The sequence below is a fragment of the Stieleria maiorica genome (assembly GCF_008035925.1).
GTDB lineage: Bacteria > Planctomycetota > Planctomycetia > Pirellulales > Pirellulaceae > Stieleria > Stieleria maiorica.
Window position 1 is genome coordinate 9434873 of the sequence record NZ_CP036264.1, and the last position, 15101, is coordinate 9449973.

Below are 15101 nucleotides of genomic sequence, written 5' to 3' on the forward strand. Positions count from 1 at the left end.
GTTCAACGACGTCGAGGATATCTTTGAGGCCTTCGGCGAGATGTTCGGCGGTGGCGGCGGCATGTTCGGCGATCTGTTCGGCGGACGCGGCGGTGGTGGTCGACGGCGGCGGTCGCGACGCGGAGCCGACATCCGTTGCAACGTCACGTTGACGTTGGACGAGGCGGCCAAGGGCGTCAGTAAAGACCTTTCCTTCCGGCGCAACGTCGGCTGCAAGACCTGCGAAGGCAGCGGTGCGGCCCCCGGCAGCCAACCGGAAACCTGTGCGACCTGTGGCGGTCGCGGACAAGTCGTCCAATCGGCCGGCATCCTCCGCGTGCAAACCGCCTGCCCGCATTGCGGCGGTGCGGGACAACAAATCAGCCAGCCGTGCAGCGATTGCCGTGGCACGGGACTGCAAAGCGAAAAAGCGGAGTTGACCGTCGAGATTCCCGCCGGTGTCGATGACGGGATGCGCGTGCGTGTCCAAGGCGAAGGCGAAGCGAGCCCCGATGGCGGCCCGCCCGGAGATTGCTACTGCTTTATCACCGTCAAAGAGCACGAGCTGTTCAAACGCGACGGCAGCAGCTTGATTCTGCAATTGCCGATCTCCTACAGCCAGGCCGCCCTGGGCGCGGAGATCGAGATCCCCACGCTGGACGGGCCGGAAAAGTTACGGATCGAACCGGGCACGCAGAACGGCGAAGTTTTCACCGTCCGCGGAAAAGGTGTCGTCGATCCACGCGGGGGCCGAGTCGGTGATCTGCTCGTGCAGGTCTTTATCGAAGTCCCCAAACACCTGAGTGTCGAACAAGAAGAGCTGCTACGTAAATTGGCCGAACTCGATAGCGAATCGGTGTTGCCGCACCGAAAGACCTTTCTGGAAAAAGTAGCCGATCTGTTTTAGGGCCTCACTTTTAAGTTCATTTAATCTGTGATTGCGAAGAATCATGAATAGCGACGGAAAAACAGAACTGGAAATCGAAAACTCGGTCGAGGAAGAGCCTTCCGCCGACGAAGGTCCCTCAGCCGATGCGGGGCAATCGACCGACGAGGCATTGCTGGACGATTCGGTCGCGGATGTTCCGCCGACACGGGACGAGGAAATGGAGCGGTTGCGATTGACCGCCGCCGAAGCCGACAAACGCGTGTTGCAGGCCCAGGCGGAGGCCGAGAACTTTCGCAAGCGGATGCGCCGCGATTACGAAGACCAACTCAAGTTCGCCTCCACCGACTTGATCGTCGATTTGTTGCAGGTCCGCGATAACTTGAGTCGTGCGATCGAGGCGGCGCAGTCCGGTGAGCAAGCCAGCGGGTTACTCGAGGGCGTTGCGATGGTCATCAAGCAGATGGACGACGTATTGGGCAAACACGGTGTGGTCGAGATCCCCGCCGAAGGCGAGGTGTTTGATCCCAATGTGCACGAAGCGATCTCGCAGATCCCCAGCGACGTTGAAAGTGGGAAAGTTGCCCACGTTGCCGTGACCGGATTCAAGCTTCACGATCGTGTGATCCGACCCAGCCAAGTGGTTGTCAGCACCGGACCCGCATAGCAACTGGGCCGGCAGTACACCGCCTCGGTGGCGGTTCGTGGTAGGTAGAGCGTTTGGTTTTGCAATTCATTCACCTTTGGGATCACATCGATGCCGACCTATGATTACGAATGCGGTGCTTGCGGACACGAAATGGAGCTGTTCCAAGGCATTAACGACCCGGTCAAAAAGAAATGCCCCGAGTGCGGCAAGCTGAAGCTGAAGCGTTTGTTCGGCAGCGGCGCCGCGATCGTGTTCAAGGGCAGCGGTTTCTACCAAACGGATTACCGCAGCGAAGGCTACAAGAAGGCCGCCAAAGCAGACAAGAAATCGACCAGCGAAACCAAGTCGGAATCCAAGTCGGGCGATTCGAAGGCAAAGTCCAGCGGCGCCAAGTCGAGCTCGTCTGACTGATCCCCCGCGGCCAACCCCAACCCCGAGTCCACGATGCCGCACCAGCTGTCATCACGTCGACTGTTCGCCGATCGCTCGGCCGTCCTGGTGATCGATTTCCAGCAAAAATTGGTCCCGGCGATCCCCTCGGGCGAGGACGCGGTGCAATTCACCGAGTCGCTGCTGGAGGCGGCGGATCTGTTGGGCATTCCCTCGGCGGCCACCGTGCAGTATCCCAAGGGGCTCGGCGGGTTGGTTGCACCGTTGGACCGGCGTTTTCCAGATGCCGAGGAGAAGCTTGATTTTTCGTCGGCGGTGTGCCGGCGCGCGTTGGATGCTTGGATCGCCGCAGGCCGCGATCAGATTTTGATCTGCGGCATCGAAACGCACGTCTGCGTCTTGCAAACGGTGTTGGATCTTGCCGAAGAAGGTCTGCATCCGTTCGTGGTCGCCGAAGCGGTCGCGGCCCGCGGGGGATGGGAACACGAGTTGGCGATCGAGCAGATGCGTTCATCAGGCGTCACGATCAGCAGTTTGGAATCGGTCCTGTTCCAGTGGCTCGGAACCGCCGATCACCCGCAATTCAAAGCGATCAGCCGGATCGTCAAGAACCTCTGAGCTCGGGGGGCCAGCGGCCTGCCAAAAGCCATGAGGATGAGGCACAGATGGCTTGGGTGGACGGCCCCTCACTCCCGATCAGGCCTGATGAAAAGTAGGTGGCGTCGAAAACTGGTGAACCGGCAACGATTGAAAATTGCAAAATGAACAGTGCAAATTGCGAAATGATTTGAGCGACGATTCCCGGCAAATTTGAATTTTGCAATGAACAGTCTGCAATTTGCAATCGAGGGATCCAGCAGAATCGCTGAACGTCTCCGAACCTACCCAACGTTCCAAGTGCCATTGATTTTCGCCAGCCCACCCCCAACCCCTCTCCCCAAAACAGATCGCAGTCGACTTCACTCTGTGATCGAACTTCTATTTGCGCGATCTGTTTTAGGGAGAGCGGAGCCATGTCCCCAAATTTCGAACCGATGTGTGAAACTACCATTGGCTTCCAGGGGGGAAATTCCCAGCAGAGAGAACGGTCGGTGAAGGCCGCCGCACAAGTCCATCTGCACCGTTCTCGCCCCCTCTTTGCGGCGTTTTCATTGACATTGGGGGGGCCACGCCGTAATCTATTACTCGGCCCCGTCTCCTCCGATGCTCTTCCGATTCACAGCACATGCTGCGTCACGTTCTCCTGACCCTTCTTGTCATCCTCACGGCAGGCGTTTTCGCGTCTCGTCGTGCCGATGCGAGCTGTGGTGATTGGTTGGCGCATCCGGGTGAAGTCGCGATGTCGCAGCACGATGGCGAATCGGCCGACGACGCTTCGTCGGCCCCGCGACCTTGCGACGGCCCGACGTGCCGGCAGTCGCCTGTCGGTCCGCTCTCGCCGGCCACGCCGCCGTCCCCTCAAGTCCAGCGCGAGCATCACGACGCGGTTTGTCCGTCGCAGTTGCGCGCCGATGTGGAATTGTTTCCGGCACGGTTTGAGCGAGACGAATTGATCCATCTTCCTAGCGGACATGCGTCCCCGATCGAGCGGCCTCCCCGAGGCTAGCTCTCTCGTTGTCGCGATGAACGTTCATCGGCGGGCATCTGTGCCTGGTCGGTCGGCCGTTCTTCTGTGCAGCCGCCAATTGCGGTTTGACGACGGTGAAGCTCGATGCCCGTGTGTTTGCGCGGCGTGTCGATTGCCGAGAATCGTCGATGACCGAAGCCGATCGGTGATTCGGTGCCGCCGAGGTGCCTGCACTGCTCTACCGCGACGATTCATTGTTTGACGTGTGGGCGAGGCCTGAAGGGGCCGCGTCCGGTCGCGACGCCTGCCGAACTTGCGGAGGCGGCGCCCAAGTTGGTCAACTCATCTCGCTGGGAATTCATTGATGTCATCCGTTGCTTCCGGCGCCGCCCCCGCGGCGCCTCGCAAGAAGTACGTGCGCGCCGTCGGGCCGCGTCTTCGGAAACTGCTTTACTTTATTTTTGTTCTTGTTGCTCTGCTGTTCGCCAACTCGGGCTATCTGGCCCTGGTCACCTTTTTGGAGTGGTTGCGCGAAGAAACCTATCAGGACTTTTACTACCAATACATGTTCCTGGCGCACTTGGTGCTGGGGCTGATTCTGATTTTGCCGCTGGTGATTTTTGGGTTCGTCCACATGTGGAACACCAAAAATCGCCGCAATCGGCGGGCCGTGCGGATCGGGTATGCGTTGTTCGCGGTCAGTTTGGTGATTCTGGCGACGGGGACGTTGCTGGTGCGAATCGGCGGGTTTGATCTGAAGCAGCCGCTTGCCCGCAACACGGTGTACTGGTTGCATGTCGCGTGTCCCTTGGCGGCGGTTTGGCTGTACTGGCTGCACCGTCTGGCGGGACCGCGAATCAAGTGGCAGATCGGGATGAGGTTCGCCGGCGTTGCGGGCGCTGCGATCGCCGTCATGGTGGTGTTGCAGATGCAGGATCCGCGACAGTGGAACGCCGTCGGTCCCGAATCGGGGACGCAATACTTTGAACCCTCTCTGGCGCGGACATCCAGCGGGAACTTCATTCCCGCCGACGCGCTGATGAACGATCAATACTGTTTGAAGTGCCACGCCGATATCCACAAGGATTGGAGCGACAGCGTTCACCGATTCAGTTCCTTCAACAACCCGCCCTACTTTGCCAGCGTCAGCGAGACGCGGGAGGTTTCGCTGCAGCGTGATGGATCCGTCCAGGCCTCACGTTGGTGCGCCGGTTGTCACGACCCCGTCCCGTTTTTCTCCGGTGCGTTTGACGATCCCAACTTCGACATGCTGGAGCACAAGACGGCCAGTGCCGGAATCACGTGCACGGCGTGTCACGCGATCACCAATGTCAACAGTGTTCGCGGCAACGCGGATTACACGATCGAAGAACCGCTGCATTACCCGTTTGCCAGCAGCGACAATTCGCTTCTGCAGTGGGTCAACAATCAACTGGTCAAAGCGAAGCCGTCGTTTCACAAGAAGACGTTTTTGAAGCCGTTCCACAAGACGGCGGAATTCTGTTCGACGTGCCACAAGGTCCACCTGCCGGAGGCGCTCAACCACTACAAGGAGTTCTTGCGCGGCCAAAACCACTACGATCCTTACTTGTTCAGCGGTGTTTCCGGTCACGGGGCTCGCAGTTTCTACTATCCGCCCAAAGCGGTCGATAACTGCAGCAAGTGTCACATGCCGTTGGTGGCGTCGGATGACTTCGGCGCGAAAATGTTCGATGACGCGACGGAGCTGAGCGTTCACGATCACCTGTTCCCGTCGGCAAACACGGGGATCGCATGGCTGAGAGATCGCGAAGACATCATCACCGCGCATCAGGAGTATTTGCAGGACATCGTGCGCGTCGACATCTTCGGCGTTCGCGAAGGGGGCGAGATCGACGGCAAGCTGACCGCGCCGCTGCGTCCCGAGCTGCCCACACTCAAGCCCGGTGAAACCTACCTGTTGGAAACGGTGATCCGGACGTTGAAGCTGGGCCACTTGTTCTCGCAGGGCACGGTCGATTCCAACGAGATCTGGTTGGACGTCACCGTGACCAGCGGAGACCGCGTGATCGGTCGCAGCGGAGCAATCAACAACGAAAAACACAACGAGGTCGATCCTTGGTCGCACTTTGTCAACGTGTTCATGTTGGACAAGGACGGCAACCGCATCGATCGACGCAATCCGCAAGACATCTTCACGCCCCTGTACAACCACCAAATCCCGCCGGGAGCGGGCCAGACGGTGCACTATGGGTTGAAGATTCCCGATGATGTCACCGCGCCGGTCAAGGTCGAGTTGAAATTGCAGTACCGAAAGTTTGACCAACGGTACATGGATTTCGTCGCCAAGAAGAACGAGCAATTGGGGCGGATGATTCGTGGCCACCAGCCAGGCGAGGATTACGTCAACGAGTTGCCGATCACGACAATGGCGGTCGATTCGATCGTGTTCCCGGTCGAGGGGAGCGACGCGGTGGTGGAAAACGAGCCGCGTGAGATCCCCCAATGGCAACGCTGGAATGACTACGGCATCGGTTTGCTGTTGAAAGGGAAAGCGGAACTGCGTCAGGCCGAAGAGGCGTTCACCGAAGTGGAAAAGCTGGACCGATACGACGGGCCGATGAACCTGGCCCGCGTGTTGAACATGGAAGGGCGTCTGGACGAAGCGGTCGAAGCGCTCAATCGTGCCGAGAGTTACAGTGACACCGAGGGTTTCCCGCGGTGGACGTGGGCGTGGCTTTCCGGTGTGGTCAATTCACAGCAAGGCCGGCTGGTCGAAGCCGAGCAGAACTTGCGGAGCGTGTTGGAGGACAACACCGAGGACATGCAACGTCGCGGTTTTGATTTCAGTTTGGACATCGAAGTCATCAACCTGTTGGGGCGAACGCTGTTCGATTTGGGAGTCGTTCGGGACCGCCAGGGTCGCGAAGAGGAAAGCCAACGTTACTTCGACGAAGCGGTCGAACGCTACAAGAAGACGTTGCAAATCGATCCCGAAAATGTCACCGCGCACCACAACCTGCAGCTCTTGTACGAGACGTTGGAGGACACCGAGAACGCGGCCGTGCATCGCGAGTTGCATCTTCGATACAAGCCGGACGACAACGCCCAGGGCCGCGCCATTCGGCTGGCCCGAGAAAAGTATCCCGCGGCGAATCACGCGGCCGAAGCGGTCGTGATCTACCCCTTGGATCGCCAATTACAACAGCCCGAACCCGATGAAACGCAAGCGATTACCCGTCAAGAAAAAAGGGAGGCGACCGATGTCCAATCCGCAGGCGGTTGAGATGAAACCGAAAGCAGTGGAAGAGGAAGAGGAGGAAGTGCTCCGTGACGATGCCGAAATCGGTCGTGCGTTGCGGCGATCGCTGGTGGCGTTGATCGCACTGGTCGCCGTCGGCGGCACGCTGGCGTTTTATTTGTCACGGCCCGAGGCCGCACCGCCGGTCCGCGAATCCGAGTTGGCGAAAGTCAGCGTTCGCGAAATGCCTGATGTGCAAGTGCCTAAGGTGACGTTCACTGATATCACTGCCGAAGCCGGGATCGAATTCGTGCACAACAACGGAGCGGTCGGCGACAAGTTGTTGCCCGAGACGATGGGGGGCGGGGCGGCCGTGTTCGATTTCGACAACGACGGCGATCAGGACATTCTGTTCATTAATAGTAAGGATTGGCCGTGGGACGAGCCCAGTGATCGACTGTCCAAATCGGTGCTGTATCGCAACGATGGCGGTCAGTTCGTCGATGTCAGTGAGACCTCGGGGTTGGACCTGACGGACTATGCGATGGGTGTCGCGGTCGGTGACTTTGACAACGACGATCGCGTCGACGTCTTCATCGCCAGTCTTCACCACAACCACCTGTTTCGCAACGTCGGCGAGGGCCGGTTCGAAGACGTGACCGATCTGGCCGGTGTGGCCGGCGAGGAGGATCGTTGGAGTACGAGCGCGGGATGGTTCGATTACGACAACGACGGCGATCTGGATCTGTTCGTCTGCAACTACGTGGGATGGAGCCGCGAGTACGATCAGTCGCAAGACTTTCAGCTGGTCGGAGGCGGACGGGCATACGGTCGTCCGCAGAACTTTGAAGGCACGTTCCCCTATCTGTATCGCAACGAGGGTGATGGCACATTTACCGACGTCTCGGAGGAGTCCGGGATTCAAATTCGCAACCCGTCGACCGGTGTGCCGCTCAGCAAGTCACTGGGGTTGGCGTTCTGTGATTTCGATGCCAACGGGACGCTGGATGTGATCGTCGCCAACGACACGGTTCAGAACCTGTTACTCAGCAACGACGGGAAAGGCCATTTCACCGAGGTCGGCGCGCTGACGGGAATCGCGTTTGATTCCAGCGGCAACGCCCGCGGCGCGATGGGAATCGACGTCGCCTCGTTCCGCGGTCGCAAAGCCCTGGCCGTGGCGATCGGCAACTTTTCCAACGAAATGACGGCGCTGTACGTGACCAAGTTCGGACGCATGCAGTTCTATGACGAAGCAGTCTCAACCGGACTGGGGCCGAGCACGCGGTTGTTGTTGACGTTCGGTTTGGTCTATGTCGACTATGACTTGGACGGTCGATCGGATTTGTTTTGTGCCAACGGTCACTTGGAAGAAGACATCAACCGGGTGCAACCGAGTCAGCATTACGAACAGCCGCCTCAACTGTTTTGGAACGCCGGACCGGAACACGGGACGGAGTTCTTGGCGGCCGACCGGTCACACGTCGGAGAGGACTTGCTGCGGCCGATGGCCGGGCGTGGTGCGGCTTATGCCGATATCGATGGCGACGGCGATTTGGACTTGCTGATCACCGCCACCGGGCGGGCGCCGCGGTTGTTGCGCAACGACCAACAACTCGGCCATCATTGGTTGCGATTGAAGTTGGAAGGCGACGGCCAACACTGCAATCGCGATGCGATCGGCTCATGGGTCGAAATCAAGGTTGGTGACGAGATCATTCGACAGCAGGTGATGCCGACGCGAAGCTATCTTTCGCAAGTCGAGCTGCCGCTGACGTTCGGGCTGGGGGCCGCCGACAAGGTGGACCGGATCACGGTCCATTGGGCCGACGGGGCGCACCAGGAGATCGATCCCTTGGCCGTGGATCAAAGCCACGTGATCCAGCGCCCCGCGTCGGCGGAGATCCCCTAGGCTGTGGCTCTTGTTCGTCGGCAGTCACGTCGTTTCGCGAGTCATCCTCTCCAACAGCACTGTTGTCGACACAGCTTACCATGGCTCCCTTCTCCCCCGGCTTTGCGGGGGAGAAGGACCGGGGATGAGAGCGGCTTCAACCCGTCGGGCGGAGCATTTGAGGATCTAACGATGTTGCCGCACGGAGGCGTCACCGTGTCGACGGCAGTTCCCCTTCCACCCCAATCGAGTCGATGGACCACCAACAGCAACCCGCAGGCGAGTCGGAAAGTTCCACCGGGGCACCGGGCCGGCGGCCTGCCGCGATGCGGGAGATCAATTACCGGCACAGCTCGCAATTCGTTCCGCTGTTGGAGCACCTCGGCTGTTCGTTGTTGGTTTCGACCTACGCGGCGGGAAAGGTGGTCAGCATCGGCGCGAACGATGGTCGGCTGCACTTGGGGTTCTCCAATTTCCAACAGGCGATGGGGATCGCGCCACCGCATCAGACCGTGCAACCCGGAGGCGTTACAACGTCGTCGATTGCGGTCGGAGGACCCAATGTGATCTGGTTCCTGCGCGATGGAGCGGCGCTGGCGCAGCAGGTCGATCCGGCGGGGGCTTATGACCGGGCGTTTTTGGCCCGCGAATCGTTTGTCACGGGGAACATTCATGTGCACGAGATGCAGTGGGGGGATGACGGTCAATTGTGGATCGTCAACACCTTGTTTTCGTGTTTGTCGACGTTGCACGCGGAGTTTAATTTTGTCCCCCGCTGGCAGCCCCCGTTCATCAGCGAACTGGCGCCCCAAGATCGATGCCATCTCAATGGGATGGCGATGCAATACGGAAAGCCGAGGTACGTCAGCGCGCTGGGGGAAAGCGACGCGGCGCGCGGCTGGCGTGAGAACAAGTCCGATGGCGGTGTATTGATCGATGTGCCCAGTGGGCAAACGATCGCACGGGGATTCTGTATGCCGCACTCGCCGCGTTTGCATGGCGGCCGACTGTTTCTGCTCGATAGCGGTCGAGGCAAGTTGGTCACGATCGACCAGCAGAGTGGTCGCGCCGAGGACGTGGCGTCTTATCCGGGTTATGGCCGCGGTTTGGCCTTTTATGATCGGTACGCGTTTGTCGGAATGAGTCGGGCGAGGGAGACCTCCGTTTTTGGAGGGGTGCCGATCTGCGAGGACCGGACCGCGATGCGTTGTGGTGTGGTCGTGATCGATTGGATGACAGGGCAGAGCCTTGCGTTTGTCGAGTTCGAAAGCGGCGTCGAAGAGCTGTTTGATGTTCAAGTGATTGCGGGAAGTCGTCGTACCGTGCTGTGCGGCCCCTATCCGCGAGAGGATGAGCAGCGGCCCGTTTGGGTGGTTCCGCTTGCCGACCAGGTCGACGCGATCGTGGACGTGGGCGAAGGCGTGTGCGTTCAAAGAAACCGGATTTGCTGAAACATCCGATGATGCGGCCGCGATGGCGGCGTTTGGCTATAATGCGGCCCTTGTCATGTGGATAAAGTCGGCGTCACGTTTGGTGCGCTGCCGTGGATCCAGGCGTGCTTCTCTGCAACCTGATCACGCTCGACCTCTCTTGAGACGCCCCCGATGGATGGATTGCGATCGCGGCCATTGGCAGCACCACTCGGTTCGCTCCGCTCCGACGAGCGAAAACATTCCGATGCGAAACGTGACCGAGCCTTGCTTCGACGATCACGCCGTCGTCGGTTGGGGGCGGCGATCGAATCGTTGGAACGGCGAGAGCTTTTGACGTTTGCGATCGATCTGTTCCAGGACATCAACACGCTTGGCGTGTCATCGGGGATTGAGCAGGTCGTCCGGCTGGGTGATGAATCATTTTTTGTAGCCGACGACGGCAAACATGGTGCCGAGCTTTGGAAGACCGATGGGACCGTCGACGGGACGGTGATGGTCAAGGATCTGCTGCCCGGGCCGGACGCGTCGGTACCGGCCGATTTGACGGTGCTGGGCAATGAGTTGTATTTCACCGCCTTGGATGAAAACGACGAAACGGATTTGTGGAAAACCGATGGGACTGAATCAGGGACGGTCAAAGTTTATGACGCCGATGCGTCCGGTGTGTACTACTTGACCGACCTGACCGCGTCGGGGACGAAGTTGTTCTTCACCGCTTACGAGCCGGCGACGGGGTATGAGCTTTGGGTTCACGATGGCACCAGCGGCGGAACGGCGTTGGTCAAAGACATCAACCCGGACCAGTTCGTCATCGACCGGCCTCAAGAGCTGACCGATGTCAACGGCACGCTGTTCTTTACCAGTTACGACGACGGTTACTACAACCGCGAGCTTTGGAAGAGCGACGGGACGGCCGAGGGCACCATGATGGTTGCCGACTTGGGAATTGACCCCGGCATCGATCCCGGACCGGCCGACGACGATCCGACATTCAGTTCGAATCCGACGTTCTTGACCAACCACAACGGTTTGCTGTTCTTTGCTGCCGAGGACTACGTCGATGGTGTGGAGTTGTACAAGAGTGATGGAACCGAATCAGGGACGGTGCGGGTAGCGGATTTGAATCCCGTCGGCTCGTCGTATCCGGAAGAGTTGACGTCGTTCAATGGCGAGCTGTTCTTTGCGGCATCCGACGGAACGGGCGGGCGCCATTTGTTCAAATCCGACGGCTCAACGATCACGTTGGTTGCGGACACGACCAAGGGGCTCGGTTCGTCTGTGCCGATCGGTTTGGAAGTCATGGGTGAGGAGTTGTTTTTTGCCGCCAGCGGAGCGGTGCCGGCGACAAGGATCTCGGTCAGTTCGCCCACAATGACGGCGGACAACTCACGCGTGGTCAACGGCAATTATGCGGGGATCGTCGCCGAGACGATCACGGCATACGGCGGGACGCTGTCGGGCTTCAATGCATCGATCACCTTCAATAGCACGGCCCAGGGCGGATCAAATAATAACTTGGGTTGGGTTTCTTCCGGTGCCCGAATCGGTGATGCGGGCGTCGGATTGCAGTCGATCGAAGTCGGCGATCTGTATGTCGAGGACATCGACGAAGGCGAGTTGGTGGTCAATGCCTGGGAGTGGACGCTGTCCGATCCCGCCGGGCTGGCCAATCTCTCCTTCTCGGGGTTCGCCTCGGGGAATGAATTGACGACCAGCACGCCCGGTGACGCCGAAGGTTTGTTGTTCGAGTTGTTTCTAAACGGTAGTTCCACGCCGACGAGCAGCACGACGGTTTCGGGGCCGGAACTGGACAACTGGTATCTCGGCCGCGACGCCGACAACGTCAATCTTTCCGATCCCGGTGGTGCGTCCGTGACGACGGCCACGGTGCGATTGTCGATCGGGAATTCGATGTTCGCCAATTATCCCGACGGCGGCAACGAAGCCTTTGTTGTCGGTGCGACGTTTTCCGCCGATCTGAGTTCGGAAACGACTCAGGTCGTCGATGCCGGACGCGAGTTGCACAAGACGAACGGGACACCGCAGGGGACGGTGATGGTCAAGGACATTGTTCCGATGGGCAGTTCCAATCCATCGGATTTGACGCAGGCCGGAGGCAAACTGTACTTCGCGGCCGACGATGTCTTCAACGACGGATTGGAATTGTGGATGTCCGATGGCACCGCGGAAGGCACGATGCAGGTCGTCGATTCGCTGCCGGGAAACGACTTGTACGGCGCGCCGCTGGATGGAGCACCGCGGTTGTTGGGTGAAGTGGACGGCCAGTTGATTTTCACGGCGACCGATGTGGCGCGGGACCGCGAACTGTGGATCACCGACGGCGACCCGCTGGGCACCGAGGTGTTGGTCAACATCAACCCGTCCACCCAAGATGCCGACGTCAGAGATCTGGTTCTCTTCGGCACCGATCTCTTCTTCGTCGCCGACGATGGGATCAACGGCGAGGCGATCTGGAAGGCCGACACGGTGGCGGGAACGGTCGAATTGTACGAGGACATTTCACCATCGAGCACCGACAGGATTTCGACCTTGACGGTGTACAGTGCGTTGACCGAACAAATCGTTTTCTACAACAACTCGCTGGGCACCGCGGGAGGAGTTTACCTGACCGACCCGAACGGGCCGACGCGGCAATTGTCGGATCGGCGACCGGTGGAGTTGGATGAGAACGGGACGATGTTCGTGATCGCCAACGGTTGGATTTATTTTGTCGCCGACGATGGAGTCAGCGGCAACGAATTGTGGAAAACCGACGGCAGCGGTCCGGCGGAAATGGTTTGGGATCTGATCCCAGGGTCGGCCGGCAGCAATCCGATGGAATTGGTCGCGTTGGAGAGTTTTCTGTACTTTTCGGCCGACACCTCGTCCGAGACGGTCACTGCGGGTGTCAACATGAAGGACATCGGCCGAGAATTATTCCGCACCGACGGAACGGCGGTCAGTCTGGTGATGGACATCAACGGCGTGGTCGATCCCAATGACATGAATCGCACCTTTGACTCATCGCCGGAGGATTTGACGGTCGTCGGAAACGAGTTGTTTTTCACCGCCGACAACGGCGTCAACGGGCGAGAGCTTTGGCGGCGCGACAGTTTGGGGACGACACACTTGGTGGCGGACCTTCGCAGCGGAGGCAACGGTTCGAATCCCACCGCATTGGCCGATGTCAGCGGAACGCTTTACTTTTCGGCCGACAACGGGGCGGACGGTTTCGAACCCTATCGCTCCGACGGAACAGGCATCGGCACGTATCAAATCGCGAACATCAATCCCGGCAACGCAGACAGTGATCCCGGCGGTTTTTTCCCGGCGCTCGGCGAGGTGTATTTTTCCGCCGACGATGGCGGCAGCGGAGAAGAGCTTTGGAAAACGACCGGGGCGGCAGGCAATGCGACGCTGGTTTCGGACATTCAATCCGGCGGAGGCAGTCAGCCGGTCCCGTTGTACGACACCGGAAATCGGCTGCTGTTGAGCGCCGCCGGAACGATCAACAACGATCGCGAATTGTGGTCGACCGATGGGAGCGAGGCGCTGACGTTGTTGGTCGAGGACCTTTATCCGCCGGAGTTGTTCGGTAGCGATCCCGACGAGATCATCGAGATCGGAGGCAAGTTGTACTTTGTTGCCGAGAACGGTCCCTTTGGACGCGAGCTGTTCACGCTGCAGGAGGTGTCTCCGGCGGTGGTCGATGTGATCGTCGGTGGACAGGCGGGGGCGGCGGTCGAGCATTTGCAGCGTTCGACCGTGGATCAGGTGACGGTGGTGTTTGACGGCAACGTCGATGTTCCAGCGGGGGCGGTTCAATTGGTCAATCGAGATACCAATACGTCGTTGACGTCGCTGATCATCGATCGTCGCTTCGAATCGGGCCAGACCTTTGTCGAAGTCACGTTCGGCAGCGGGCCGTCGGTCGTCGACCGCGACCCCAACGGCACGACGGGGCTGCGCAATTCACTCGCCGACGGCAATTACCAATTGACCATCCTGAGCGGCCTGGTCTCATCGCCCGTCAGCGGCGTCGCGATGGCGGCGGATTTCCATTACGGCGCGGCCGAAGCCGATCGCTTCTTCCGACACTTCGGTGATACCGACGGGGATCGCGACGTCGATGGTCAAGACTATGGACGATTCGGGCAGACGTTCTTGCAGCCGTTGGGGGCATCGGCTTTTAATGAAACGCTCGATTTTGAGGGCGATGGTGATGTTGACGGCCAGGACTACGGTCGATTCGGGCAGCGATTCTTGACGCGTTTGGATTTCTCCTGAGCTGTCTTTCAGCTGGCTGTATTTTTCCCGAGGCGGCGGCGATCCGGTTGGGGCGAGCTAGAGTTTTGGCGACTCGATCCTTCCCTCCTCGCGCGGTCTGTCACCATGTTCTTCGCCGGCTCGATCACGAACCCCCAGCAACAACCGGACTTGATTCGTCGTTGGCGTTGCGGCCGCATCGTGATGCAAGCCGGAAAACTGGTTCGGATCCAGCGCCGCTGGGTCAACGGCAGCGTCTCGATGGCGCAGGTCTGGTGGCAGAACCGTTATGGTCGCGGCGACGATGATCTGTGTTGGCTGGACTACCACCAGCCGCTGGGGATGCCGGCGTTCTTGACCTTGGACTACGTCCGCAGCGGTCGTCGTGCGGGTTATCGGTCCTTTGCCGGGGCCTGCCATGTGCTGGATGAAATCGCCCGGCTGCGCGGTGCATCGGCGATCGTGGCCCATGTTTCCAACGGATCAATTTCCGACCGGTTCCTTCAGCGGATGGGGTGGGAGCGGCATCTGGAGCATTGGTCCGGGCGGCATTGGATTCGACGTTTTTATGACGGCTATCCGCAGGCGGGGGTCGAGCGGTATCTTGCTTAACCTTGGCGGCCTGTTTTCCCGTCGCGGAACTCGCCAACGGCTTGTCGATTTCAATCAAAGTTCCGAATTCGATGTGATCATGCCAGCCCGACGCGTAAGCGAGGGGCCACGCGGCGCCCCTCGCTTACGCGTCGGGCTAGCCTAGGGAGCGTGGAGTCGGATCGACCAACGAGCCGCCAGCTGGTTCTCTCCGGTAAACAGCCGAAAG

Annotated in this window: 10 protein-coding genes; all 10 read left to right on the top strand. The window is 59.5% G+C overall.

The genetic code is table 11. The annotated features are described in order from the left end of the window. Nucleotides 1-886 (top strand): DnaJ C-terminal domain-containing protein (locus Mal15_RS32230; RefSeq protein ID WP_147872786.1); only part of this gene is annotated, 886 nt, incomplete at its 5' end. A 43-nt stretch (nt 887-929) separates the two neighbouring features. Beyond that, complete coding sequence (gene grpE / locus Mal15_RS32235; protein WP_147871484.1) at nt 930-1532, top strand: nucleotide exchange factor GrpE; 603 nt, start codon at nt 930-932, stop codon at nt 1530-1532. A gap of 90 nt (nt 1533-1622) precedes the next feature. Further along, entirely contained in the window at nt 1623-1925 is a 303-nt protein-coding gene (locus tag Mal15_RS32240) for an FmdB family zinc ribbon protein (RefSeq protein ID WP_147871485.1), read from the top strand. A 33-nt stretch (nt 1926-1958) separates the two neighbouring features. Further along, nucleotides 1959-2522, top strand: coding sequence for an isochorismatase family protein (locus tag Mal15_RS32245; RefSeq protein WP_147871486.1), 564 nt, complete (start codon nt 1959-1961; stop codon nt 2520-2522). A 721-nt stretch (nt 2523-3243) separates the two neighbouring features. Next, the gene (locus Mal15_RS32250) at nt 3244-3510 is read left to right on the top strand and encodes a hypothetical protein (protein ID WP_147871487.1); all 267 of its coding nucleotides are present in this window, start codon (nt 3244-3246) and stop codon (nt 3508-3510) included. A gap of 325 nt (nt 3511-3835) precedes the next feature. Then, nucleotides 3836-6736: a multiheme c-type cytochrome gene (locus Mal15_RS32255; RefSeq protein WP_147871488.1), complete on the top strand. Its 2901-nt coding sequence runs from the start codon at nt 3836-3838 to the stop codon at nt 6734-6736. Continuing rightward, nucleotides 6714-8603, top strand: coding sequence for a CRTAC1 family protein (locus Mal15_RS32260; protein ID WP_147871489.1), 1890 nt, complete (start codon nt 6714-6716; stop codon nt 8601-8603). Before Mal15_RS32255 ends, Mal15_RS32260 begins: the two co-directional genes overlap by 23 nt. A gap of 233 nt (nt 8604-8836) precedes the next feature. Beyond that, nucleotides 8837-10033, top strand: a complete 1197-nt coding sequence (locus Mal15_RS32265) for a TIGR03032 family protein (protein WP_199773775.1) — start codon at nt 8837-8839, stop codon at nt 10031-10033. Nucleotides 10034-10210: 177 nt separating this feature from the next. Then, nucleotides 10211-14302, top strand: coding sequence for an ELWxxDGT repeat protein (locus Mal15_RS32270; protein WP_167547181.1), 4092 nt, complete (start codon nt 10211-10213; stop codon nt 14300-14302). Between the two features lie 105 nt (nt 14303-14407). Further along, the gene (locus Mal15_RS32275) at nt 14408-14893 is read left to right on the top strand and encodes a hypothetical protein (protein WP_147871491.1); all 486 of its coding nucleotides are present in this window, start codon (nt 14408-14410) and stop codon (nt 14891-14893) included. Nucleotides 14894-15101 lie beyond the last annotated feature (208 nt).

What these genes read in the sequence shown, in the direction of transcription:
- grpE (WP_147871484.1), top strand. Translation starts at nt 930, where the DNA reads ATGAATAGCGACGGAAAAACAGAACTGGAAATCGAAAACTCGGTCGAG.
- Mal15_RS32240 (WP_147871485.1), top strand. Translation starts at nt 1,623, where the DNA reads ATGCCGACCTATGATTACGAATGCGGTGCTTGCGGACACGAAATGGAG.
- Mal15_RS32245 (WP_147871486.1), top strand. Translation starts at nt 1,959, where the DNA reads ATGCCGCACCAGCTGTCATCACGTCGACTGTTCGCCGATCGCTCGGCC.
- Mal15_RS32250 (WP_147871487.1), top strand. Translation starts at nt 3,244, where the DNA reads ATGTCGCAGCACGATGGCGAATCGGCCGACGACGCTTCGTCGGCCCCG.
- Mal15_RS32255 (WP_147871488.1), top strand. Translation starts at nt 3,836, where the DNA reads ATGTCATCCGTTGCTTCCGGCGCCGCCCCCGCGGCGCCTCGCAAGAAG.
- Mal15_RS32260 (WP_147871489.1), top strand. Translation starts at nt 6,714, where the DNA reads ATGTCCAATCCGCAGGCGGTTGAGATGAAACCGAAAGCAGTGGAAGAG.
- Mal15_RS32265 (WP_199773775.1), top strand. Translation starts at nt 8,837, where the DNA reads ATGGACCACCAACAGCAACCCGCAGGCGAGTCGGAAAGTTCCACCGGG.
- Mal15_RS32275 (WP_147871491.1), top strand. Translation starts at nt 14,408, where the DNA reads ATGTTCTTCGCCGGCTCGATCACGAACCCCCAGCAACAACCGGACTTG.